The organism is Nonomuraea sp. MG754425 (assembly GCF_021699195.1).
In the GTDB taxonomy this organism is placed as follows: Bacteria; Actinomycetota; Actinomycetes; order Streptosporangiales; family Streptosporangiaceae; genus Nonomuraea.
Genome location: NZ_SSXE01000152.1, coordinates 1 through 20,002, shown reverse-complemented (window position 1 = coordinate 20,002; position 20,002 = coordinate 1). Strand labels below are relative to the sequence as shown.

General features: G+C 73.3%; 22 protein-coding genes. 14 read left to right on the top strand and 8 right to left on the bottom strand.

The window, feature by feature from the left end; genetic code table 11:
• The first annotated feature begins 137 nt into the window (after positions 1–137).
• Positions 138–314 (top strand): hypothetical protein, encoded by a 177-nt coding sequence (locus tag FAF44_RS38670; RefSeq protein WP_237108335.1) that lies wholly within the window; start codon positions 138–140, stop codon positions 312–314.
• Between the two features lie 36 nt (positions 315–350).
• Here the strand turns inward: FAF44_RS38670 and FAF44_RS38665 are convergent, their stop codons facing one another.
• On the bottom strand, positions 351–3,338 hold the full coding sequence (locus FAF44_RS38665; RefSeq protein WP_237108334.1) for a glycoside hydrolase family 2 TIM barrel-domain containing protein: 2,988 nt from the start codon (positions 3,336–3,338) through the stop codon (positions 351–353).
• Between the two features lie 195 nt (positions 3,339–3,533).
• On the opposite strand from FAF44_RS38665, the gene FAF44_RS38660 reads away from it, so the two are divergent.
• The 4 genes from FAF44_RS38660 (at position 3,534) to FAF44_RS38645 (ending at position 7,219) form a co-directional block, all read left to right on the top strand.
• Entirely contained in the window at positions 3,534–4,964 is a 1,431-nt protein-coding gene (locus FAF44_RS38660) for a hypothetical protein (RefSeq protein ID WP_237108333.1), read from the top strand.
• Between the two features lie 102 nt (positions 4,965–5,066).
• The gene (gene sigJ, locus FAF44_RS38655) at positions 5,067–5,954 is read left to right on the top strand and encodes an RNA polymerase sigma factor SigJ (protein WP_237108332.1); all 888 of its coding nucleotides are present in this window, start codon (positions 5,067–5,069) and stop codon (positions 5,952–5,954) included.
• A gap of 40 nt (positions 5,955–5,994) precedes the next feature.
• On the top strand, positions 5,995–6,567 hold the full coding sequence (locus FAF44_RS38650) for a dienelactone hydrolase family protein (protein WP_237108331.1): 573 nt from the start codon (positions 5,995–5,997) through the stop codon (positions 6,565–6,567).
• Positions 6,568–6,619: 52 nt separating this feature from the next.
• Positions 6,620–7,219, top strand: a complete 600-nt coding sequence (locus tag FAF44_RS38645; protein WP_237108330.1) for a TetR/AcrR family transcriptional regulator — start codon at positions 6,620–6,622, stop codon at positions 7,217–7,219.
• Between the two features lie 111 nt (positions 7,220–7,330).
• Here the strand turns inward: FAF44_RS38645 and FAF44_RS38640 are convergent, their stop codons facing one another.
• The gene (locus FAF44_RS38640; protein ID WP_237108329.1) at positions 7,331–7,540 is read right to left on the bottom strand and encodes a hypothetical protein; all 210 of its coding nucleotides are present in this window, start codon (positions 7,538–7,540) and stop codon (positions 7,331–7,333) included.
• Positions 7,541–7,938: 398 nt separating this feature from the next.
• Between FAF44_RS38640 and FAF44_RS38635 the strand changes: the two genes are divergently transcribed.
• From FAF44_RS38635 to FAF44_RS38615, 5 genes are read left to right on the top strand one after another with little or no spacing between them, the layout of a single operon-like run.
• Complete coding sequence (locus FAF44_RS38635; protein WP_237108328.1) at positions 7,939–8,124, top strand: cytochrome P450; 186 nt, start codon at positions 7,939–7,941, stop codon at positions 8,122–8,124.
• Positions 8,115–8,240, top strand: a complete 126-nt coding sequence (locus FAF44_RS38630; protein WP_237108327.1) for a cytochrome P450 — start codon at positions 8,115–8,117, stop codon at positions 8,238–8,240. The genes FAF44_RS38635 and FAF44_RS38630 overlap by 10 nt, the downstream gene beginning before the upstream one ends.
• Before the next feature lie 13 nt (positions 8,241–8,253).
• Positions 8,254–9,030 carry an SDR family oxidoreductase gene (locus tag FAF44_RS38625; protein ID WP_237108326.1) on the top strand — a complete coding sequence of 259 codons (777 nt, stop codon included), beginning with the start codon at positions 8,254–8,256 and terminating at the stop codon, positions 9,028–9,030.
• Positions 9,027–10,364 carry a cytochrome P450 gene (locus FAF44_RS38620; protein WP_237108325.1) on the top strand — a complete coding sequence of 446 codons (1,338 nt, stop codon included), beginning with the start codon at positions 9,027–9,029 and terminating at the stop codon, positions 10,362–10,364. Before FAF44_RS38625 ends, FAF44_RS38620 begins: the two co-directional genes overlap by 4 nt.
• Positions 10,361–10,951 carry a hypothetical protein gene (locus tag FAF44_RS38615; protein ID WP_237108324.1) on the top strand — a complete coding sequence of 197 codons (591 nt, stop codon included), beginning with the start codon at positions 10,361–10,363 and terminating at the stop codon, positions 10,949–10,951. Before FAF44_RS38620 ends, FAF44_RS38615 begins: the two co-directional genes overlap by 4 nt.
• Here FAF44_RS38615 and hemC read toward each other — a convergent pair.
• Positions 10,948–11,883, bottom strand: coding sequence for a hydroxymethylbilane synthase (gene hemC, locus FAF44_RS38610; protein ID WP_237108323.1), 936 nt, complete (start codon positions 11,881–11,883; stop codon positions 10,948–10,950). The genes FAF44_RS38615 and hemC overlap by 4 nt on opposite strands.
• A gap of 81 nt (positions 11,884–11,964) precedes the next feature.
• Positions 11,965–12,468 carry a hypothetical protein gene (locus FAF44_RS38605; protein WP_237108322.1) on the bottom strand — a complete coding sequence of 168 codons (504 nt, stop codon included), beginning with the start codon at positions 12,466–12,468 and terminating at the stop codon, positions 11,965–11,967.
• On the opposite strand from FAF44_RS38605, the gene FAF44_RS56485 reads away from it, so the two are divergent.
• Positions 12,358–12,729 (top strand): hypothetical protein, encoded by a 372-nt coding sequence (locus FAF44_RS56485; RefSeq protein WP_368857787.1) that lies wholly within the window; start codon positions 12,358–12,360, stop codon positions 12,727–12,729. The genes FAF44_RS38605 and FAF44_RS56485 overlap by 111 nt on opposite strands.
• A complete protein-coding gene (locus FAF44_RS38600) occupies positions 12,618–13,133 on the top strand; it encodes a carboxymuconolactone decarboxylase family protein (RefSeq protein WP_237108321.1) in 516 nt (171 codons plus the stop codon). Before FAF44_RS56485 ends, FAF44_RS38600 begins: the two co-directional genes overlap by 112 nt.
• A gap of 12 nt (positions 13,134–13,145) precedes the next feature.
• Here FAF44_RS38600 and FAF44_RS38595 read toward each other — a convergent pair whose 3' ends face one another.
• A complete protein-coding gene (locus FAF44_RS38595) occupies positions 13,146–13,799 on the bottom strand; it encodes a TetR/AcrR family transcriptional regulator (protein WP_237108320.1) in 654 nt (217 codons plus the stop codon).
• Positions 13,799–14,542 carry a TetR family transcriptional regulator gene (locus FAF44_RS38590; protein WP_308193454.1) on the bottom strand — a complete coding sequence of 248 codons (744 nt, stop codon included), beginning with the start codon at positions 14,540–14,542 and terminating at the stop codon, positions 13,799–13,801. The genes FAF44_RS38595 and FAF44_RS38590 overlap by 1 nt, the downstream gene beginning before the upstream one ends.
• Before the next feature lie 172 nt (positions 14,543–14,714).
• Between FAF44_RS38590 and FAF44_RS38585 the strand changes: the two genes are divergently transcribed.
• Both FAF44_RS38585 and FAF44_RS38580 read left to right on the top strand, forming a co-directional pair.
• Entirely contained in the window at positions 14,715–15,941 is a 1,227-nt protein-coding gene (locus FAF44_RS38585; RefSeq protein ID WP_237108319.1) for a cytochrome P450, read from the top strand.
• A gap of 76 nt (positions 15,942–16,017) precedes the next feature.
• Complete coding sequence (locus FAF44_RS38580; RefSeq protein WP_237108318.1) at positions 16,018–17,586, top strand: MFS transporter; 1,569 nt, start codon at positions 16,018–16,020, stop codon at positions 17,584–17,586.
• Positions 17,587–17,645: 59 nt separating this feature from the next.
• Here the strand turns inward: FAF44_RS38580 and FAF44_RS38575 are convergent, their stop codons facing one another.
• Positions 17,646–18,647, bottom strand: a complete 1,002-nt coding sequence (locus FAF44_RS38575; protein WP_237108317.1) for a pectinesterase family protein — start codon at positions 18,645–18,647, stop codon at positions 17,646–17,648.
• Positions 18,648–18,924: 277 nt separating this feature from the next.
• A partial coding sequence (locus tag FAF44_RS38570) for a right-handed parallel beta-helix repeat-containing protein (RefSeq protein WP_237108316.1) occupies positions 18,925–20,002 on the bottom strand: 1,078 nt, incomplete at its 5' end.

Sequence of the window (20,002 nt, the reverse complement as noted above, 5' to 3'; positions counted from 1 at the left end):
GGTCGGCCGGGGTCCCTTCCGGGGCTCCGGCCTTCCGCGTCCGGAGCGCCCCGCCGCACGGCCGCAGCGGGCCTGAGCTGGACGAGCCGGCCGCCCGGCTGCGGGCCGAGCACGGCGTCGAGGCCGGCGGGCACCCGGTGGACCTGCGGCAGGGCGACGGCCTCGGCCGGTTCGCCGCCACCGTGCCCGTGCCGGACATCCTGGTCAACAACGCCGGCGACATCCCCGGCGGGCCGCTGTCCGCGGTGGACGAGCGGGCGTGGCGGCACGGCTGGGAGCTGAAGGTGTGCGCCCGCCGTGAGCGCCCGCCGTGAGCGCCCGCCGGGCCGGGGCCCGGCGGGCGGCGCGGATCAGGCCGTCATGGGCGTCAGGCGCACCACCAGGGAGGCGGCGTGCGGGTACAGCCGGTGGGCCGGGAACGTGTCGGGGCCGCACGAGGCCGTGCCGAGGCCGTACTGGGCGAGGTCGAGGTTGAGCCACAACCGCCCGTCGGCCTCCAGGTCGCACGCGTGCGCGGCGGCGGCCAGCGCGTGGCTGGTCCACGGCCGCAGCGTCAGATCGACCCCGGCCGGGGCCTCGACGCGCAGGCCGTCGCCGCCGGGCCAGGTGAGCCGCGCCCAGCGGACCGCGCGCCGGTTGCCGTTCTCCTGCGGGCGCACGTACGGCGTCTGCAGGTCGGCGACGCCGGCACGGTGGCGGCCCAGGCGGACGGCCTGGTCGCTGTCGGCGTAGGACTCGCCGGGGCCCAGGCCGTACCAGTCGAGCAGGGCGTCCCCGCCGGGCAGGCCGAGCCGCAGGCCCAGCCGGGCGACACTGGCCGCCCTGCCGGGGCCGGGGGCGAGGCCGGTGTCCCACTGGCCGGTCGGCCGCAGGTCGAGGCGGAGTTCGAGGCCGCCGTCCGCGACGGCCCGCCACGTCATGCGGGCGTGCATGCCGGCGTCGCTGCCGGCCGCCATGCTGACCGTCTCGGTCACCAGCGCGTCGCCGTCCGGACCGGCGCAGACGGTGCGGTGGCGCAGCCGGTCGAGCCCGAGCTCCTGCCAGACGCCGGCCTGGCCCCGCCCGCCGCGGTCGTTGTCGGTCGGCGCGCGCCACAGGTCCACCTCGGGCGGCACGATCTCCAGGTCGCCGAGCGCGACGAGCCGCCCATCGGGGTCGAACCGGGCCGCGCCCAGCCGCCACCCTCCGCCGGGCGACGCCTCCGGCCCCCGTCCCCTGCCGCCCGGCGAGGGCTCCGGCGCGGCGGCCAGGACGTGCTGGGTGAAGGAGATCTCGTGTCCCGCCGGGACGCCGTCGCGCTCCCCGGCCCACAGCGCCCGGACGGTCAGGACGACCTCGCCGGCCCGCGCGCCCGCCGCCGCGCCGATGACGGCCTCGGGCAGGTCCACGACGGCCTCCGCGCGGGGCCCGATCGCCGGGACCGCGAAGGCGCCTGCGTCGAGGCGGTCGCCGTCGTCGTCCACCTGCCACTCGAAGGCCACGCCGGAGGTGTCGATGTGGTCGTGGCGGTTGCGCACGCGCACCGCGAGCCGTCCGTCCCGCTCCTGTACGGCCAGGATGATCGGGGCGATCACCGCCTGGTACTCCAGCAGGCCGGGCGACGGGGTGCGGTCGGGCAGGACCAGGCCGTCGATGACGAAGTTGCCGTCGTGCACCGGCTCGCCGAAGTCGCCGCCGTAGGCGTGGCAGGTCCCCGCGCCGGGGGCGGGCTGGTCGATGCCGTGGTCGATCCACTCCCACACGAACCCGCCGTGCAGGCGCGGGTAACGCTCGAAGAGGGCTTCGTAGTCGGCCAGGCCGCCCGGCCCGTTGCCCATCGCGTGCGCGTACTCGCACAGGATCATCGGCAGGGCGCGGCGGTGCGCGTCGGCGGCGGCGTCGGCGGTGCGGCCCTCCGCGCCCTTGCCGATCAGCTCCATCTCGTCGACGTGGGCGTACATGCGGCTGTAGACGTCCACGTACGGGCTGTCGTAGTCGCCCTCGTAGTGGATGAGGCGGTCGCCGTCGCGCTCGCGGGCCCACTCGGCCATCGCGCGCAGGTTGTCGCCGGTGCCCGCCTCGTTGCCGAGTGACCACATGATGATGCTGGGGTGGTTCTTGTCCCGTTCGACGGTGCGGCGCATGCGGTCGAGGTAGGCCGCGCGCCAGCGTTCGTCGGCGGACGGGTTGTTCTTCCAGCCGGCCTGACCGAAACCGTGCGTCTCCAGGTCGCATTCGTCCACGACCCACAGGCCGTACTCGTCGCACAGGTCGAGGAAGCGGGAGTCGGGCGGGTAGTGGCTGGTGCGCACGGCGTTGATGTTGTGCCGCTTCATGAGCAGCACGTCGGCCAGCATCGTGGCCTCGTCGAGGGTGCGCCCGGTGCGCGGGTGCCACTCGTGCCGGTTGACGCCGCGCAGGCGGATGGGGGCTCCGTTGACGGTGATCAGGCCGTCGCTCACCCGGACGGTGCGGAAGCCGGCGCGCAGTTCGACCGTCTCGCCGCCTGCGCGCAGGACGCCGGTGTAGCGGCGGGGCGTCTCGGCGGTCCACGGCTCGACACCGGGGATGCGGCGGGTCTCCCCCGCCGGCAGCCCGACGACGCCCAGCTCGGGGAGGTCCACCAGGGCGGGCACGTCGCAGTCCACCCGCAGGACGCCCTCGCCGGTCAGGTGGTCGTAGCCGGCGTGCACGAAGTGGTCGCCGACGGAGCCCGGCGGCCGTTCGATCAGGCGTACGGAGCGGAAGATCCCGGAGACCCACCACATGTCCTGGTCTTCGAGGTAGCTCGCGGCCGACCACTGGTGCACGCGCACGGCGAGCACGTTGACGCCCTCGCGCAGCGCCCCGGTGGCGTCGAACTCGGTGGCCAGCCTGCTGCCGGTGCCCCAGCCCAGCTCGACGCCGTTGAGCCAGACGGTGAAGTGCGAGTCGACCCCGTCGAAGCGCAGCACCCAGCGGGCCCCGGCGCGGTCGAGCTCGAAGGCGGTGCGGTACTCGCCGGTCGGGTTCTCGTCGGGCGGATGCGGCGGGTCCAGCGGGAACGGGTACACGACGTTCGTGTACGCGGGCCGCCCGAACCGGGCCTGCGCCGCGGGGAGCAGTTCGCCGTCCGGCGAGCGCAGGCCCTCCATCTGCCAGCAGCCGGGCACCGGCAGGTGTTCCCAGCTCGTGTCGTCGAAGCCGGGCTGCTCGAAGCCGACGGTCCGGCCGCGCAGGGAGGGGGCGAGGTGGAAGCGCCAGTCGCCGTCGAGGTCCAGCACGCGGGCGTCGCTCGTCGCGGTGGCGCGCGGCGCGAGCCGTCCTTCGCCCGGTTCGAAGGACGACAGCCGGTCGGCTGCGGTGGAGCGGGAAGACACGTTGAACAGCTCCCAGAGGCGGCGGAGTCGGCCCGTCCGGGCCGAGCCGTGAACGTTCACGGCATCGTACGAGCCTTCACCGTAAGGACGCCGCCGCCCGCCTGTCAATGGGCGTCCCCGCCCCGCGCCCGGGGGGTTGGCGGCCGGTCCTTGATCGTGTTGTCTGAGAAGATCCCCTAGCGTGAGGAACAGGCGATGCCCCGTACCGGAACCATCCTGTCCGTCCTCGCCGTCGTGACGTCCGCGCTGCTGGTCAGCGGCTCCGCGGACGCCTCGGCGAGCCCGCCGTTACCCTCGGCGGTCTTCCGCGCCACGCACAACAGCTACTCGGGCGACATCGACGGCGCCAGGAGCTCGATCACCCACCAGCTCGACCAGGGTGTGCGCTTCGTCGAGCTGGACGTGCACGACAACGGCTACGCCACCGCGCGCGACTACGCCGTCGGCCACAACTCCCCCGGCGACCAGGTCGACCACGCCGGCAACCCCGCCTCGAACCTGCTGCGCGACTGGCTCGGCGCCATCGACGCCTGGTCGGCCCGCAACCCCGCCGCCGCGCCCGTCGTCGTCGCCCTCGACATCAAGGACGACCTGACCGACAACACCTCCTACGCCGCGGGCAACCTGGCCGCGCTCAACCAGGAGCTCGTCTCCACCTTCGGCACCCGGCTGTACCCGGCCGCCGGCTACCCGGCGACCCCTCCGACGGTGGACGAGTTGCGCGGCCGGGTGCTCACCGTGCTGTCCGGCAACGGCGAGACCCGCGCCCAGTACCGGCGCGACTCCGGCTACGACCCGGCCGTCGCGATCAACGGCCGCGGCCAGGTCGTGGAGGTGCACGAGTCGGGCTCGGGCGACCTGTGGTACTGGTCCGGCGTGTACGGCTCCGACGGCCGCGTGACCTGGCTGCGCCACGGCCGCTACGACACCGGCGTGACCCCGGCCGTCACGCTGAACGACGCCGGCGACCTGGTCGAGGTGCACCAGTCCGAGAACGCGGACACGCTGTGGTACCGGGTGGGCCGCCTGGCCGATGACGGCGAGATCACCTGGTCGGCCAGCCGCCAGTACGACAACGGCGTCCTGCCGACGGTCCGCTTCACCGATGCGGCGGGCACCCGGCTGCGCGAGATCCACCGCAGCCAGAGCAACACCCAGAACTGGCAGTGGGACGGCGCGCTCGACACCGCCGCGCGGTCGGTGACCTGGAGCGGCAACGCCAAGACCGCCGACGCCCGCTACGACAAGACCACCTCGACCAGCGGCACCGCCCGCGTACGGGTGTGGACCGGGGCCGACGGCGCGACGCCCGCCCAGACGCTGCGCGTGGACACCGACCGGCGCACCGGCGACCGCATCCGTTACGAGCAGGTCGCCTTCACCGAGTTCCAGAAGGGCGACAGTGCCGAGCTGCAGCAGGGCGCGCTGTTCTACGCCGCTCCGGCCGGCGAGTCGGCGTTCATCACCGCGGCCCGGCAGGCGGGACGCCTGGTGCGCGGCTGGGGCTTCAACTCGGCGGGCCAGGCGACCGATCCGCTGGCCAACTACCCCGCGACCGACAACCCGGACAGCACCTGGTACCAGACGCTGCTCACCGGAGCCGGGGCGGTCACGAACCTCGGGTGACCACCCACCCGGCTGCCCGGCATAGGGTTCAGCCCTCACATTCCGCGACGGCGTCTCGTCGGACCGGGTGAGAGCGGAACCACGAAGGAAGCCGGGAACACCATGACCACCACAGCAGAGCCGGGCCTGAGCGAGCGGCGGCACCTGATCAACCTCGCCTATCGGCTGCTCGGCTCGCTCGCCGACGCCGAGGACGTCGTCCAGGAGACCTACGCCCGCTGGTACGCCATGACCGGCGAACAGCGGGCGGCCATCGGCTCCCCCGGAGCCTGGCTGACCACGGTGGCCGGGCGCGTCTGCCTCGACCAGCTCGGCTCCGCCCGCGCCCGCCGCGAACGCTACGTGGGCGAATGGATCCCCGAGCCGCTGCCCGACCACACCGAATGGGGCAACGGCGGACCGTCCGACCCCGCCGACCGGATCACCCTCGACGAGTCGGTCAACATGGCCTTCCTCGTCGTGCTCGACACCATGACCCCTGCCGAACGCGTCGCGTTCGTCCTGCACGACGTCTTCCGCTACCCGTTCGCCGACATCGCCGGGATCGTCGGCCGCACCCCGGCGGCCTGCCGCCAGCTCGCCACCTCGGCCCGTCGCCGCGTCCGGGCCGCCCGGCCCGGTCCGGCGCCGGCGGACCGGCAGACCGGCGTCGTCAGGGCGTTCAAGCAGGCGTGGGAGGCCAAGGACATCGACGCGCTCATCGGCCTGCTCGACCCCGCCGCCACGGCGACCGGCGACGGCGGCGGCCTGGTCAGCGCCGTGCCGTACCCGCTCGTGGGCGCCGGGTCCGTCGCCCGCTTCTTCGCCGGCCGTCCCGCCGCGCCCGGCCTGACGTTCCTGGAGCGCACGGTCAACGGCCGGCCGGGCCTGACGGTCCAGCTCGGCGGGGTGACCGTGACGGTGCTGGCGTTCGACGTGGCGGGCGATCGGATCAGGCACATCTGGGCCGTGCTGAACCCGGACAAGCTCCGCGCCTGGGCAACGCCCTGACCCGGTGCTGGGACCGCCGGGCACTGGCTAAGCTGCGCACATGGCGCGCGTTCTGCTCTTGCACTCGATGTACGGCCTGCGACCCGCCGTCCACCAGGCGGCCGACCGGCTGCGGGCGGCCGGTCACGAGGTGTGGGTCCCCGATCTGTACGACGGCCGGGTGGTCGACACCGCCGAGGACGGGCTCGCGATCAAGGAGGAGCTGGGCCGCGACGAGTTGCTCAAGCGGGCCGTGGCCGCCGCCGCCCCGCTGTCGGCCGACGGCCTGGTCTACGCGGGCTTCTCGCTCGGCGCGGCGATCGCGCAGAACCTCGCCCTGGGCGACGAGCGCTGCCGGGGGCTGCTGCTGATGCACGGCACGTCCGACCTGGCCGACGGCGTCAGCGCCGACGACCTGCCCGTGCAACTGCACGTCGCCGACCCCGACACCTACGAGCCCGCCGACTGGCTGAACGCCTGGTACCTCGGCATGCGCCGGGCCGGGGCGGACGTCGAGGTCTTCCGCTACCCGGGCGCGGGCCACCTGTTCACCGACCCCGGCCTGCCCGACCACGACGCCGAGGCGGCCGGGCGGGCCTGGGCGATCGCCCTGGACTTCCTCGCCGGCCTCTGACGGGCCGCCGGGCCCTTGCGCGGGCGACCCCGCCGAACTAGCGTCTGGACACATGTCCGGTGAAGCCCTGACGGAGTCGACCCGCCGCCGGCTGTCCGGCCGGCAGGCCGACACGGTGCGCCGGCTCACCGAGGCCGCGGTCGAGGAGGTCCGGGCGACCGGCTTCGACGGGTTCACCGTCCGCAACGTGGCGCGCCGGGCCGGGGTCGCGCCGGCCACCGCGTACACGTACTTCACCTCGAAGAACCACCTCATCACCGAGGTGTTCTGGCGGCGGCTGAGCGTCCTGCCGCCGATCTCCGCAGCGCCGACCGGACCGGCCGGGCCGCGCGAGCGCGTGGTCGCGGTGCTGCGCGAGATCGCGCTGCTGGTCTCCGACGAACCCGAACTGGCCGCCGCCTGCACGTCCGCGCTGCTCGGCACCGACCCCGACGTGCGGGAGCTGCGGCTGCGCGTCGGCAGGACCATCCGGCGCCGGCTGCTGACCGCGCTGAACCCCGGCGCCGACGGGCGGCCGTCGCCGGAGGAGGCGCGGGTGCTGAACGCGCTGGAGTTCGCCTACGCGGGCGCGCTCGTGCACGCGGGCATGGGTTACAGCTCCTACGCCGAAATGGCCGACCGGCTCGCCGAGGTGGCCGAACTGCTCCTGTGAGGTGGTGGTCGCCGTGCCCGCCCCGGGCAGCCCGTCCTACGACCCGTACGACTACGCGCTCCACGAGGACCCGTACCCCGCCTACCGGCGGCTGCGCGACGAGGCGCCGCTCTACCGCGACGACGCGCTCGACTTCTGGGCGCTGTCCCGCCACGCCGACGTGTCGGCCGCCTTCCGCGACCACGCCCGCTGCTCCAGCGCCAACGGGGTCTCGCTCGACCCGAGCGCGTGGGGCCCGGCCGCGCACCGCGCCATGTCGTTCCTGGCCATGGACCCGCCCGCGCACACCAGGCTGCGCGCCCTGGTCTCCAACGGCTTCACGCCGCGCCGGGTGCGCGAGCTGGAGGCGGACATCCTGCGGCTGACCCGCAAGCACCTGGATCCGGCGCTGGCCGCGGGCGGGTTCGACGCGGTCGCCGACTTCGCGGGCCGGCTCCCGATGGACGTCGTCTCGGAGCTGATGGGCGTCCCGGAGGCGGACCGCGACGAGGTGCGCCGGCGCCCCGACCTCGTCGTGCACCGCGAGGAGGGGCTGAACGACATCCCGCCGGCCGGCATGGAGGCCGCGCTCGTCCTGGCCGGCTACTACCAGGACCTGGTGGCCGCACGCCGCCGCCACCCCGGCTCCGACCTCACCTCGGCGCTGCTCGCCGCCGAGGAGGGCCGCGACCGCATGGCAGATCGCCCGCACCGTCACCGAGGACACCGAACTGCACGGCATGCTCGTCCCGGCGGGCGAGCGGCTGCTGCTGCTGATCGGGGCGGCCAACCGCGACGAGCGGGTGTTCCCCGAGCCCGACGTCTACGACCTCGGCCGCGACACCTCGCCGCTGATCAGCTTCGGCGGCGGGCGGCACTTCTGCCTGGGGGCCCATCTCGCCCGGCTGGAGGCGAGGTGGCCCTGACCGAGTTCGCGCGCCGGGTCCGGGCCTACGACGTGGACGCGGCCCGGTCCGTACGCGTGCGCTCCGTGAACGTCCGCGGCTTCGCCGCGCTGCCCATCACCGTCACCCCCCGATAGGAGGCTCGCCTCCATGCCCCGATTCGCCCCCCACCCGGAGCGCCGTCCCGCGCTGGTCTCCGGGGCCTCGTCAGGGATCGGCGCGGCCACCGCCACCCTGCTCGCCGCCGCGGGCCATCCCGTGGCGCTCGGCGCCCGCCGCGTCGAGCGCTGCGAGCGGGTCGCCGCGGCCGTCCGCGAGCGCGGCGGCCAGGCCGTCGCCCTGCGGCTGGACGTGTCCGACTCCGACTCGGTCAAGTCGTTCGTGGCGGCGGCCCGCGACGCGCACGGCGATCCGGAAATCGTCGTCTCGGGCGCCGGCGACCTGAGCGCCGAACGCGTCCACGAGCTCGATCCGGAGTCCTTCGCCGCGCAGCTCCAGGTGCACCTGGTCGGCGCGCACCGGCTGGTCTCCCAGGTGGCGCCCGGCATGGTCGCGCGGGCGCGCGGCCACGTCGTCCTCGTCTCCTCCGGCGTGGTGCCGGTGCCGCGGCCCCGCATGGGCGCGTACGTCGCGGCGAAGCACGGCATCGAGGGCATGGCCCGCGCCATGCGGATGGAGCTGGAGGGCACCGGCGTGCGGACGTCGGTGGTCCGGCCCGGCCCGACGATGACCGGCATGGGCATGACCTGGGACGCCGACACCACGGCCACCGTGCTGGCGGACTGGGTGGCGTGGGGCCTGGCCCGCCATCCGCACTTCCTCAGGCCCGAGCAGGTCGCCGCGATGATCGTGACGGTGGTGAGCGCGCCGCGCGGCTCCCACGTCACGCTGGTCGAGATCCAGCCGGAGCGGGCGGTGGGGTCATGAGGGAGCCCGCCGTCGTCTCGGGTGGCCCCGACCACCTGGAGGAGCTGCGTACCGACCCGATCGGGCTGATGCGCCGCCTGCGCGAGGAGTGCGGCGACGTCGGACGCTTCCTGCTGGCCGGGCGGCCGGTCGTGCTGCTGTCGGGGGCGGAGGCGAACGAGTTCTTCTTCCGCGCCCCGGACGAGGAGCTGGACCAGGCGGAGGCGTACCCCTTCATGACACCGATCTTCGGGACGGGGGTGGTCTTCGACGCGACCCCGGAGCAGCGCCGCGACGCGCTGCACAACCAGGCGCTGAAGGGCTCCTTCCTGAAGGGGCACGCGGCGACGATCGCCGCCGAGGTGGCGCGGATGACCGCCGGGTGGGCGGACGAGGGCGAGATCGACCTGCTCGACTGGTTCGCCGAGCTGACCATCTACACCTCCTCGGCCTGCCTGATCGGCAAGCGGTTCCGCGACCGGCTCGACCGCAGCTTCGCCGAGCTGTACCACGACCTGGAGCGGGGCACCGACGCGATCGCGTACGTGGACCCGTACGCCGACATCGACAGCTTCCGCCGCCGCGACGCCGCCCGAGTCCGGCTCGTGGCGCTGGTCGAGGCGATCATGGACGAGCGGGCCGCCGCGCCGCGCCCGCCCCGCGAGGAGCGGGACCTGCTCGACGTGCTCATGCCGATCCGGGCCGCGGACGGCACGCCGCGCTTCGGCGCCGACCAGGTCACCGGGATGTTCATCTCCATGATGTTCGCGGGGCACCACACCAGCTCGGGCACCGCCGCCTGGACCCTGATCGAGCTGCTGCGCCACCCGGAGATCCGGCGCGGCGTGGTGACGGAGCTGGACGAGCTGTACGCCGGCGGCACGGCGGTCGGCTTCCAGGCGCTGCGCGAGATCCCGCTGCTGGAGTCGGCGGTCAAGGAGGCGCTGCGGCTGCACCCGCCGCTGATCCTGCTGCTGCGGGTGGCCAGGACCGAGCAGGAGGTGCTGGGCCACCGCATCCCGGCGCGCAGCCTGGTCGGGTGCAGCCTGGCGGTGTCGAACCGGATCCCGGAGGACTTCCCGGAGCCGGACGCGTTCGACCCGTCCCGGTATGCCAGGCCGCGCGAGGAGGACCTGCTCAACCGGTGGACCTGGGTGCCGTTCGGCGCCGGGCGGCACCGCTGCGTGGGCGCGAACTTCGCGATGATCCAGCTCAAGGCGATCTTCTCGGTGCTGCTGCGGGAGTGGGAGTTCGAGCTCGCGCAGCCGCCGGAGTCGTACCGCGACGATCATTCCAAGATGGTCGTCCAGCTCGCCCGGCCGTGCCGGGTCCGGTACCGCAGGCGCAGATCGTGAGGGTCGAGGCCGACCTGGACCTGTGCCAGGGCCACGCGATGTGCGAGCTGGAGGAGATGGTACGGCGCTGGCTGGAGTCGAACCGGCGCTGCGAGGAACTGGGCGACTGGCGTCCGCTGGCGGAGCTGTACACCGAGGACGCCACCTACGGCTGGAACGTCGGCCCCGGCCAGGACTTCATGGCGGTCGGCCGGGACGAGATCCGCGAGCTGGCCCTGGGCGCGGAGATGGGCGGCCTGGACGGCTGGTCCTACCCGTACCAGAGCATCCTCCTGAACGAGCGGGAGGGTGCGGTGGCCGGCTTCTGGCAGCAGGTCGCCGCCGCCCGGCGTCCTGACGGCAGCCCGTACGAGGTGGCCGGGATCGGCGGGAGCTGGTTCCGGTACGGGGGGCGGCTTCCGCTGGAGCCGGCAGCGCGACTGGTTCGACCTGGGCAACGTCACGGCGGTGTTCGTCGAGATGTTGAAGGCCGGGGTGCTGTCGGAGGGGATGCGGCGGCGGCTGGACCGGGCGGCGTCCGGCGAGCCGGTGCCCGGTTACTACCCTCGGGCGCAGACTCCCGTGCCCCTGTGGTGAGCCCGATCTAGTGCGGGATGGCGTCGATGAGCTGGCGAGCGCCCTGGCGCAGCAGCGCGACCGCCACCGAGGTGCCGAGCGTGGCCGGGTCGAGCGGGCCGGCCCACTCGTGCGCGTCGAGGACGGTCTTGCCGTCGGGGCTGAAGACGCGGGCGCGCAGGGACAGCCGGCCGCCGCCCTCGGCCCGGCCGTACCCGGCGATGGGGCTGTTGCAGTGGCCCTGGAGGACGTGCAGCAGCATGCGTTCGGCGGTCACCTCGCGCCAGGTGTCGGCGTGGCCCAGGCCGGTGACGGCGTCGATGGTCGGCTGGTCGTCCTCGCGGCACTGCAGGGCGAGCACGCCCGCGCCGATCGGCGGGCACATCGTCTCCAGCGGCAGCACCTCGGTGATGCGGTCCTGGTGGCCGATCCGCTCCAGCCCGGACACGGCCAGCAGCAGCGCGTCGGCCTCGCCCGCGTCGAGCTTCTCCAGCCTGCGGTTGGCGTTGCCGCGCATCGGCACGCACACCAGGTGCGGGTGCGCGGCGGTGAGCTGGGCGACGCGCCGCACCGACGACGTGCCGACCCGGGTGCCGGCCGGCAGCTCGGCCAGGGTGCGGCCGCCCGGGTGGACGAGCGCGTCGCGCAGGTCGTCGCGCTTCAGGAAGGCCGCCCACGTGGTGCCGGCGGGCAGCGGCCGGTCGGCCGGGACGTCCTTCACGCAGTGCACGGCGAGGTCGGCCGCCCCGGCCAGCAGGGCCGCGTCGACCTCCTTGGTGAACGCGCCCTTGCCGCCGAGCTCCGACAGGGCGCCCTGCCAGCGGTCGCCCGAGGTCGTGACCGGGACGACCTCGGTGCGGATGCCGGGGTGCAGTTCGGCCAGCTCGTGCCGCACCCGTTCGACCTGGGCGAGCGCCATGGGCGACGAACGGGTGACGATGCGGATCAGCTCAGGGACGGCCATGCCTGGCATCGTAGACCGTCGCGGGCGCGCTCCGGTTCGTGATCCAGGCCCCCCAGGACCGGCGCAGGGGGTCTGTCGTGGTCAGGGCACGTGCGGGGTGCCGTCGCGCATCGGCGGGAAGCGGAAGCGGGCGGCGGTGGTGCCGCGGGTCATCGCGGTGATCGGGGCCTCGCCGACCGGCTCGGTCTCGTCGTCGATGACGACCTCCCAGCGGCAGTACGGCACCCGGCCCGCCGGGACGCGCGGCGGGCGGTGCACCGGCCGGACGCGTGCCCGGGGGTTGACCGCCTGGGCGGTCCAGTCGAAGGTGCCGTCCTCGATGTGGTGGCACATGCCGCGCACCGCCCGCTCGCCGAACGGCTCGACGTCGAGGAGCGCCCCGCACGGAGCGGTCGAGCAGGTGGACGGTGAGCGCGCATCTGGGCCCGCCCCGGCCTGTCCATGCGTGACCGCCGCCTGCTCCTGCTCGGCGCCCTGTCCGCCAAGGGGCTGAACGACGTGCTCGACCTCCAGATCCCGGCGGCGCTCGGCAACTCCGAGCTCACCGCCGCCGAACTGCGCGAGATCGCCATCTTCCTCACGCACTACATCGGCTGGCCGCTGGGAGCCCGGTTGAGCGTGCAGATCGACAAGAGCGTCCGAGCCGGACGGGCCCGGCTGACCGCCTCACATTCCGCGCGGCTGTCTCGTCGTAGGACAGAACGCACGACGACCGACGGCGAGGAGAGCGGAACATGTCCACGACGACCACCGAGAGCACCGAGACCGGGCAGCAGGACCTCCGGTCGCGGATGCCCGACCCCGCCCGGTTCTTCCCCGAGGTGGGGACCATCGCCCAGGCCATGACCAAGGCCACGATGAACGGCGCGATCCCGCGGACCACGGTCGGCCTGGTGCAGTTGCGCGCCGGGCAGATCGTGGGCAGCACGTACCACACCGTCCGGCAGACCGGCATGCTGCGCAGCGCCGGGGAGAGCGAGGAGCGCATCACGGCCGTGGTGTCCTGGCGGGAGGCCCCGTACTTCACCGACGCCGAACGGGTCGCGCTGGAGCTCGTGGAGGCCGTCCTCACCCCGGCCTCCGGGGAGCGGGTCCCCGACGAGCTGTACGCCAGGGCGGCGGCCCACTACGACGACAAGGAGTTGTGGACGCTCGTCCTGACGATCGCCCAGATCTCCTTCTTCATCCCCGTGGCCCTCATCGCCCGGCCGATCCCGGGCCGGCCCCTGGGGAAGAACTACACCGGGTGACCCGGGCGGCGCTCAGCCGGAGGTGGCGGTGACCGGGGCCTGCCACATTCCGGCGATCGCGTCGATCAGGCCGGCGGCGAGGTCGTCCCAGCTCGTCTCGAGGGTGGCGGAGCCTTCGGCGAGGGCGCGTTCCCGCTCGACGCACATGTGCACGATCAGGTGGCGAGCCATGGCCCAGCGTTGCCCGCGCACGGTGGCGGGCAGGCCGGCCAGGCAGCGGTTGACGCCGTCCACGAGCGTGCGCAGCGAGGGGGACGACAGCGACTCCTCCACGGTGATCCGGTAGAGCGCGGGGTCGGCCATCACCTGGGCGCGGAAGCGGGCGTACCAGGTGGGGCTGCCCTGGGCCTCCAGGTGCCGGGTGAACGGGCGGACCAGGCAGCCCACCCAGTCGCGCACGTCGGCGGAGCCGGTGACGCCGGCGACCAGGCCCGCCCTGAGCTGCTCCATCTCGTCGGCGTGCCGGCGGGCGATCGCGCGGACCAGGTCGGCCTTCGTGCCGAAGTGGTAGCCCACCGCGGCGCTGTTGCCCTGTCCGGCGGCCTCGCTGATCTGGCGGTTCGACACCGCGTGCACGCCGTGCTCGGCGAACAGCCGCTCGGCCGTGGCGAGGATCGCCTCCCTGGTGGCGCTGGCCCGCTCGGGGCGGGCCGTCCTGCCCGTCATCACGTGCTCTCCTCGGTCTCGCCCGTCACCGGCATCGCCGGCGGGCCGGGGACGGGCGCCTGCCACAGCGCGACGATGGCGTCGATCAGGCTGTCGGCGGTGGCCTCCCAGGTGGGGCGGAAGGTGGGGGCGTGCTCGGCGAGCGCCCGCTCCCGCTCGACGCACATCTGCACGACCAGGTGCCGGGCCATCGCGCCGCGTTCGAGGCGGACCTCGGCGGGCAGGTCGGGCAGGCAGCGGGCCAGGCCGTCGCGGAACAGCCGCAGCACCGGCGCGGCGGCCAGGGCCTCGTCGACCATGATCGCCTTGAGCGCGGGGTCGGCCGTGACCTGGGCGGTGAAGCGGGCGTACCAGGTGGGGCTGCCCAGGTTCTCCAGGTGCCGGGCCAGCGGCCGGACCAGGCAGGCGATCCAGTCGCGCAGGTCGGTGGAGCCGGCGATGCCGGCCATCATGGGGGCGCGGATGCCCTCGAGCTGCTCGGCGTGCTTGCGGGCGATCGCGCGGACCAGGTCGGGCTTGGCGCCGAAGTGGTAGGTGACCGCGGCGTTGTTGCGCTGCCCGGCGGCCTCGCTGATCTGGCGGTTGCCGACGGCGTGCACGCCGTGCTCGGCGAACAGCCGTTCGGCCGCGGCCAGGAGCGCCTCCCTGGTCGCGCTGACCTGTTCGAGCCGTGTCATCTTGCTGATCATCGTCTTCACCGCATCGTTCTGCGCCGCGTCGTCGTCCACGGCGTCGTCTCTCACCGCGCCGGGATCGCGAGCACCGCCCGCGACGTCCCGGTCCCCCAGATCGTCGCAGGTCCTCGGCCGGACTCGCGAGGTGTGACGGAAGGACAGCCTACGTAACGCCGGCTTGACAGGTGACCACCCGGCGTTACAGTTTAAATCAATTGATTGATTTAAACTAGGAGACCTCGTGACGACACTCCCCGAGTACGACATCGCCAGGTCGGCGGCCTGCCCGCTCGATCCGGCCCCCGCGATGCGCGCACGGCAGGAGGAGGGCCCGCTCACCCGGGTCCGGCTGTGGGACGGCACCACCGTCTGGCTGGTCACCGGCCACGCCGAACACCGCGCCGTGCTCGGCAACCGCAGCGTGAGCGTGGAGCCCGCGCGCGGCCTCCCGCGGCTGTCCCCGGCCGAGGCGGCGGCCATGGAGAGCATGGCCGCCCGTAAGGAGGACGCGGGCGGCACCAGCTTCATCCTGATGGACGACCCCGAGCACGGGCGGCTGCGGCGCATGGTCACCTCCGCGTTCACCGTCAGGCGGGTGGAGGCGATGCGGCCGGCCACGCAGCGGATCGCGGACCGGCTGATCGACGACCTGCTCGCCGGCCCGCGCCCGGCCGACCTGGTCGAGGCGTTCGCCCTGCCGCTGCCCTCGCTGGTGATCTCCAACCTGCTCGGCGTCCCGTACGACGACCACGAGTTCTTCCAGGCCAACAGCCGGACCATCATCAACCGCGACTCCTCCCCGCAGGAGCGGGAGCAGGCCCAGCGGGCGCTGGGCGGCTACCTCGACCGGCTGATCGGCGACAAGCTCGACGAGCCCGGCGACGACCTGCTGTCGGGGCTGGTCGAGCGGGTCAGGGCCGGGGAGCTGTCGCGGGTGGAGGCCGCCCGGATGGGCGTGCTGATGTTGTTCGCCGGGCACGAGACCACCGCGAACATGATCACGCTGGGCACGCTCGCCCTGCTCCAGCACCCGGACCAGGCGGCGCTGCTGCGCGACGGCGACGACCCGAAGGCGGTCGCCGCGGCCGTCGAGGAGCTGCTGCGCTACCTGACGATCACCCACGGCGGGCTGCGCCGGGTGGCGCTGGAGGACATCGAGATCGCGGGCCGGACCATCAGGGCCGGCGAGGGCATCCTCGCGGTCAACGAGGTCGCCAACCGCGACCCGGCCGTCTTCCCCGACCCCGACCGGCTCGACCTGCGGCGCAACGCCCGCCTGCACGTCACCTTCGGCTACGGGGTGCACCAGTGCCTGGGGCAGCCGCTGGCGCGGATGGAGCTGCAGGTCGCCTACACGGCCCTGCTGCGGCGCGTCCCGGACCTGGCGCTCGCCGCCGGGGTGGAGCGGATCCCGTTCAAGCACGACGGGTTCGTCTACGGCGCCTACGAGCTGCCCGTCACCTGGTGAGCCGGTCCCCCGCCGCGAGGGCTTGCGGGCCCGCCGCGAACCGCGCACGATCGGTGTCCCTCTCTTGGAGCCCACCATGACGACGACCGACCGACCACTCACCCGGCGTCAGGTGCTGGCGGCGCTCAGCGGCCTGCTCCTCGCGCTCTTCGTCGCGACGCTCAGCAGCACCGTGGTCTCGACCGCCCTGCCGAAGATCATCGGCGGGTTACAGGGGACGCAGACGCAGTACACCTGGGTCGTCACCGCGACGCTGCTCACCACCACCGCCACCACCCCGATCTGGGGCAAGCTGGCCGACCTGGTCAGCAAGAAGCGCCTCGTGCAGGCCGCCGTGACCGTCTTCGTGCTCGGGTCGGTGGCGGCCGGGCTGAGCCAGGACCCCGGACAGCTCATCGCCGCCCGCGCGGTGCAGGGCGTCGGGGTCGGGGGCGTGCAGGCGCTCGTCCAGATCGTGCTCGGGGCGATGATCCCGCCCCGCGAGCGCGGCCGCTACAGCGGCTACCTCAGCAGCGTCACCGCCGTCTCCACCATCGGCGGCCCGCTGGTGGGCGGGCTCATCGTGGACACCTCATGGCTGGGCTGGCGGTGGTGCTTCTTCATCGGCATCCCGGTCGCCGCCGTCGCGCTCTTCCTGCTCCAGCGCACGCTGCGGCTGCCCGTCCTGCGCCGGGACGGGGTGCGGATCGACTACCTGGGCGCGGCGCTGATCGCCTCGGGCGTCAGCGTGCTGCTCATCTGGATCTCGTTCGTCGGCGACGCCTTCGACTGGGTGTCCTGGCAGAGCGCCGCCATGCTCGCCGGCACGCTGGCGCTGCTGGCCGTGGCCCTGTGGGTGGAGACGCGGGCCGCCGAGCCGATCGTGCCGCTCGGCATCGTCCGGCAGCGCACGACCGCGCTGGCCATCACCGGCAGCCTCGCCGTCGGCACCGCCATGTTCGGCGCGGCCGTCTTCCTCAGCCAGTACTTCCAGGCCGGACGCGGCTTCACCGCCACCCAGGCGGGGCTGCTGACGATCCCCATGATGGGCGGCATCCTGGTCTCCTCCATCGTCGCCGGCCGGCTGATCAGCAAGAGCGGGAAGGTCAAGCCGTTCATCGTGACGGGGGCCACCCTGCTCACGGCCGGCTTCGCCGGGCTGGGCCTCATCGACCACACGACCTCGCTCGTGTACATGGGCGTGGCCATGGCGTGCGTCGGCCTCGGGGTCGGCATGACGATGCAGAACTTCGTCCTGGTCGTGCAGAACGCGGTGCCGCTGAAGGACATCGGCACGGCCAGCTCCACCGTCGCGTTCTTCCGCTCCCTGGGCGGCACGATCGGGGTCTCCGTGCTCGGCGCGGTGCTGGCCCGGCACGTGGCCGGCCGGATCAGCCACGACCTGTCCGCCGCGGGGCTGCCCGCCGCCGGCGGCGCGAATCCGGCGGCGCTGCCGCCCGCCGCCCAGGACATCGTGCGGGCCGCCTACGGCGACGCGACCGGCCGGGTGTTCCTCATCTGCGCCGCCGTGGCCGCCGTCGGCATCCTCGCGGCCGTCCTGCTGAAGCCGGTCACGCTGCGGGCCAGCCTCGACCAGCCGGACGGGGCCGCCCCGCTCGGCCGGACCCCCGCGGACCTGCCGCCCCGTGACGCGCGCTCGGCCTGAGCGCCGGGACGGGCGGATCCGGGACCGGCGGCGACGCCGGCCCCGGACACGCGGCGCACTCAGCCGGCCGGGTTCCAGCCGTCCGAGCCCGCCAGGTACTTCTGCGGGGTGTGGTCAGCCGCCTGCTCGGTGGTGAGCTGCGGCCGGTTGCTGTTGACGGTGGCTCCGGAACCGGTGTTGCGGTACTCGGAGAAGCGGGCGTTCTGCCAGGTGTTGTCGGACATGTCCGTCCAGGGCTGGGAGTTGCGGACGGTCGCGCTCAGCGTGGACTCCCGGTAGAGCACCTGGCCGTCGGGCCGCCACGGCCGACCGAGGGTGGTCACGTTGTTCGCGGCGCCCGAGATGCGCGACTTGTAGAACATGAAGCCGTACGTCTTGGCCGCCGCCGTGCTGGCCGCGGTGATGGGGCCGCCCGTGCTGCGCTTCTCGTAGATGTCGCAACTGTGGAAGACGATCGTGCCGCCGCCGAAGATGAAGTCGACGGTGCCCTCGACGTAGGAGTTCTTGACGTAGGCCCGCGCCGAGTCGTTGACCAGGAAGGTGTCCTGGTCACCCAGGACGCGGACGTCGGTCAGGGTGGTGCGGTCGCCGTCCAGCCGCAGCGCGACCGCCTGGTGGCCGTCCGGCGTGGAGTTCTCGTCGAAGTCGTTGGAGATCGTCAGGTTGGTGGCGGTCACGTCGCGGGCGGAGATCTGGGCGGTGAAGCTGCCGGACGTACCGCTGGTGCCGGCCGAGCGGTTGTTGACGATGACGGTCTGCGCGGGCGACGTGCCGAGGCCCTGGAGCGTCACGTAGGGCTTGTTGACGGTGACGATCTCCCGGTAGTTGCCGGGCTTGATGGTGATCACCACCCGGCCGGCGTTGCCGGACGGGACGGCGTCGATCGCGGCCTGCACGGTCCGGTAGCGGCCGGTGCCGTCGGCGGCCACGGTCGGGGTGCCGGTCGGCGGCGGCGTGGGGTCGGTGACGGTGTTGAACGACCACTGCATGCGGGCGATGTCGGAGCAGGTCTCCTGCACGATCGGGTTGTTGCCCGCGGTCGAGCCGTCCTTGTTGCTCACGCACAACCCCGTCGCGACACTGCGCACCAGGCACCAGCAGCGCCCCGTTGTCAGCCGAAGACCCCGTCACGAGAACACACTTACCGGACGACCCCGACGCCAGCGTGTACACGCCACCGTCGCCGGGTGTCGCGGCGGCCGAGCCGACGCCGGTGGTGAGGGTGACGACGGCGGCCGACGCCGTCACCACGGCCGCCGTCACGGCGGCCAGCCTGGTCATCGGCGAACGTGCCGCCGCGCGTATGCCTTGGTGCATTGGTTCAGCCTTTCCGTGAGATCAGACGCCGATGTCGGCCTGCGGGCCGGCGTAGGTGGTCACCAGGGAGGGGACCTGCGCGGCGGGGTCGAGGGTGTAGGAGTAGAAGGACGACGGCGTGAAGGCGGAGCCGCCGGTCTCCTGCTGCCCGCTGCAGCCGGTGCAGATGCTGCCGCTCTGCCGGAGCTGGGCGGCGTCGTCCCGGTAGTACGGGTCCTTGACGTTCTGGTAGTAGCTGTTCTCGATCACCATCTTGGTGGCGCCGCGCGAGTAGTTGCCGTAGCCACTGATGTTCTGCAGGTAGTTGTTGTACAGGTGGGCGTAGGCGACGTTGTCGGTGCTGGGGTTGCGCTGGTTGTTGTCGCGGATCCAGTTGTGGTGGATCGTCATGCGGGCGGTGACGTTGTCGGTCCAGCCGATGCCGAAGGCCTTGTTGTTCTCGGCCAGCACGTTCCAGGACACGGTGAGGAAACTGGTGTCCTTGCGGCTGTCGATCAGGCCGTCGTTCATCCGGGTGATCGTGTTGTGGTCGATCCAGACGTGGTGGGCGGTGTCGAGCTGGATGCCGTCGTAGTCGTAGGCGTCGTCGCCCGGGTCGTCGTCGGCCATGCGCGTGTCGCGGATGGTCAGGTTGCGGATGATGACGTTGCTGACGCCGGTGCCGAGGAAGAAGCCGCCGTTGACGATGTGGCCGTTCTTGCCGACGCCGACGATGGTCTTGTTCGAGGCGACCCTGATCTCGGTGCCGTACGGGCTGACGGTGATCGCGCCGTTGACCTTGATGACGTAGGGGGCGCTCGCGGTGGCGTACCTGACCAGGTCGGCGTAGTTGGTCACGGTGACGGTGGTACCGCCCGCGCCGCCGGTGGTGGTCGGCAGGCCGTTGCCGCTGGTGGCGGCGAAGCCGTCGGCGTTGTCCGACCACCTGCCGCCGCCGGAGGTGGGGGTGAAGGACCACTGCATGCGGGCGACGTCGGAGCAGGTCTCCTGCACGATCGGATTGTTGCCCGCGGTCGAGCCGTCCTTGTTGCTCACGCACAACCCCGTCGCGACACTGCGCACCAGGAACTTCCCACTCGCCGCCGACGACGCCGAGAAC

Coding starts and splice junctions, on each gene's coding strand:
- FAF44_RS38660 (WP_237108333.1), top strand. CDS start 3,534: ATGCCCCGTACCGGAACCATCCTGTCCGTCCTCGCCGTCGTGACGTCC.
- sigJ (WP_237108332.1), top strand. CDS start 5,067: ATGACCACCACAGCAGAGCCGGGCCTGAGCGAGCGGCGGCACCTGATC.
- FAF44_RS38650 (WP_237108331.1), top strand. CDS start 5,995: ATGGCGCGCGTTCTGCTCTTGCACTCGATGTACGGCCTGCGACCCGCC.
- FAF44_RS38645 (WP_237108330.1), top strand. CDS start 6,620: ATGTCCGGTGAAGCCCTGACGGAGTCGACCCGCCGCCGGCTGTCCGGC.
- FAF44_RS38635 (WP_237108328.1), top strand. CDS start 7,939: ATGCTCGTCCCGGCGGGCGAGCGGCTGCTGCTGCTGATCGGGGCGGCC.
- FAF44_RS38625 (WP_237108326.1), top strand. CDS start 8,254: ATGCCCCGATTCGCCCCCCACCCGGAGCGCCGTCCCGCGCTGGTCTCC.
- FAF44_RS38620 (WP_237108325.1), top strand. CDS start 9,027: ATGAGGGAGCCCGCCGTCGTCTCGGGTGGCCCCGACCACCTGGAGGAG.
- hemC (WP_237108323.1), bottom strand. CDS start 11,883: ATGGCCGTCCCTGAGCTGATCCGCATCGTCACCCGTTCGTCGCCCATG.
- FAF44_RS38600 (WP_237108321.1), top strand. CDS start 12,618: ATGTCCACGACGACCACCGAGAGCACCGAGACCGGGCAGCAGGACCTC.
- FAF44_RS38595 (WP_237108320.1), bottom strand. CDS start 13,799: ATGACGGGCAGGACGGCCCGCCCCGAGCGGGCCAGCGCCACCAGGGAG.
- FAF44_RS38580 (WP_237108318.1), top strand. CDS start 16,018: ATGACGACGACCGACCGACCACTCACCCGGCGTCAGGTGCTGGCGGCG.